3 protein-coding genes are annotated in these 2,674 nt (G+C 61.9%); all 3 read left to right on the top strand.

Going from position 1 to position 2,674, the window contains the following annotated elements; all coding sequences use genetic code 11:
- On the top strand, window positions 1-556 hold a 556-nt coding region (locus GZ997_RS08855; protein ID WP_203234149.1), incomplete at its 5' end, for a DUF6571 family protein.
- A 220-nt stretch (window positions 557-776) separates the two neighbouring features.
- Window positions 777-1,877: a DUF6571 family protein gene (locus GZ997_RS08860; RefSeq protein WP_162679635.1), complete on the top strand. Its 1,101-nt coding sequence runs from the start codon at window positions 777-779 to the stop codon at window positions 1,875-1,877.
- Window positions 1,878-2,089: 212 nt separating this feature from the next.
- On the top strand, window positions 2,090-2,674 hold a 585-nt coding region (locus GZ997_RS08865; RefSeq protein WP_343212313.1), incomplete at its 3' end, for a DUF6571 family protein.

Consider the following 2,674-nt stretch of genomic DNA (forward strand, 5'->3'; position numbering starts at 1 on the left):
TGGCCTCGTGACTGACGCACAGTTCGAGACCGTCCTGTACCGTGTCATCGACGACGAGCACGCCGCAGACACACTGGTCGCGACCATGCTCGAATACCACCACAATCAGATCGACTCAAAGATGACTACGGCAACCGACCCTGAAGCTCTCCTACTTGGGCAGTATCAGTTTGCCGCAAGGAGCGTAGGCTACCTCGATGGCATTGCCGAGCTGCGAGCAGGCGACAGTACTTCCGACACCATCGACGTCGCTGATATCAGGACCGTGCTGCGTGCTCAGGCCTACGTTGATGCTGCGAACTACGGCCTGCTCAGCGACGCCACCATGGAGGCGGCTGCTACCGGCAACAACGGAGGCCCATTCTCCTTCTACACCGAGGTCGACGGGCAACCCACCATCACCGCCCCCGACCCCATAACACCCGATGCCGCCCACGAATACATGCGTTGGGACCGACTAGTCGAAGACGCCACCATGGACGGTCTTGATGTCAGGATCACCAACGGCTACAACTTTGGCTACGACGAGGGACAGGCAGCCAAAGTCATCAAATGAGACCACCTAAAGCTCTTGTCCTGAGTGCCGCATTTTTGCAGCACGTCGTCACGTTGCGACGCGAGATGCGTACGCAGACGCGCCTTGGCGTGGTCAACCTCGTATCGCTCCCGGCATTTGCCGCGCGCACCTTTCTTCATCCAGACCTGAAACCGCATTCGGGGTTGGTGCGGGCAGCCGGCACCCACCACCGCACCGAGCCGCGAGGAGGACACCTATTATGCGACTCTTTACTCGCGTAGCCCTCTCGCGGCGATGCCACCCGAGCGCGGCCCTGCTTGTGCTGTTGCTGGTGTTTTGTGTGTCTTTGGCGGGTTGCTCGCTGGGAGCGGACCGCAGCAGCCTGGGCATCCCCGGGTTCAGTCCCAGCGCCGCAGGCCAGGACGACCAGGCGAATGCCCAGGCCGCCTTGGACTACCTCACCCCCGACGGCGAGACCAGCGACGGGAAGTGGATGCCGGGGGAACAGACCCAACAGCGGTGGGAGGCGCTCACCGCCCGTAACTGGGACTCGACCTCCCTGGAGGAGCTCACTGCCGCCATGGCCGCGGTCTCAACCATGCGCGACAGTCAGGACGAGGAGACCTCAGCCGCAGCGACCTGGACCACCGCCAGATCAATCAGGTTCCTCACCGACCAAGCACCCCCCAAGAAATACACCGCGACCACGAAGCAGAACCTCGCCGCCCTGCTCGCCAACAGCCCAGACGAAATCGCCGCCCTAGCAGGTGGTGAGTCTCTGGATAGTCCGGACCTGTATGGTCTGTCCGGCCTGGTTACCGACGCACACTTCGAGACCGTCCTGTACCGCGTCATCGACGACGAGCACGCCGCAGACACACTGGTCACTACGATGCTCCAATACCACCACAACCAAATCGACGAGAAGATGCCCATGTCCGCCGACCCCGAAACAACCCTGCTCGGACTGTATAGGTCCGCCGCGCAGACCATGGGCTACCTCGACGGCATTGCCGAACTACGCACAGGTAATAACCGCCTAGACACCATCGACGTCGCCGATATCAGGACCGTGCTGCGAGCCCAGGCCTACGTTGATGCCGCTAACTACGGCCTGCTCAGCGACGCCACCATGGAGGCGGCCGCCACCGGCAACAACGGAGGCCCATTCTCCTTCTACACCGAGGTAGACGGGAAACCCACCATCACCGCACCCGACCCCATAACACCACAAGCCGCCCATGAGTACATTTCCTGGCAGCGGCAAGTCAATGATTCCATCATGGACAGCATCGACAACGCGATGGTCAACACTAACGCAGGGTATGACCAGGGCCAGGCGGCAGAGGTTATCAAATGAATCTGCCCGCCTCTCGTCTACCAGGTATGCTGACCTCGCAGCCCCTCGGCTCGTCTCGCGATGTTTGGGCCCGGGTATTCTTGAGCCTCATCGCTTCCGCAGTGTTTCTAGCGCTCGCAACTGTTTCACGGCGATATGGGGAATTGCGCATCATGCGACCCCAGTCTCGCGCGGTCCTCTCGTTCCGACGCCGACAGGCGGGCCTACTGTTGGTGCTGTTATTGGCCTGCGCCCCTTTGGCGGGGTGCTCGCTGGGAGCGGACCACAGCAGCCTGGGCATCCCCGGGTTCAGTCCCAGCGCCGCAGGCCAGGACGACCAGGCGAATGCCCAGGCCGCCTTAGAGTATCTCAGCCCTGATGGTGAGATCAGCGACGGGAAGTGGGTGCCGGGGGAACAGGCCCAACAGCGGTGGGAGACGCTCGACGAAGGCGATTGGAACCCTGCCGGACTCGAGGAGCTCACTGCTGCTATGGCAGCGGCGTCGACCCTGCGCACCAGCCAGGATGACGACAATTCGGCCGCGGCGACGTGGGTTACCGGAAGGTCGATTGACTTCGTCGTCAACCAGCTACCGCTCGAGAATTACACCGATACAACGAAACAGAACCTCGCCGCCCTGCTCGCCAACAGCCCAGACGAAATCGCCGCCCTAGCAGGTGGTGAGTCTCTGGATAGTCCGGACCTGTATGGTCTGTCCGGCCTGGTTACCGACGCACACTTCGAGACCGTCCTGTACCGCGTCATCGACGATGAGAACGCCGCCGACACACTGGTGACCACGATGCTCCAATACCAC

The organism is Actinomyces sp. 565, from assembly GCF_010365615.1.
Lineage (GTDB): Bacteria > Actinomycetota > Actinomycetes > Actinomycetales > Actinomycetaceae > Actinomyces.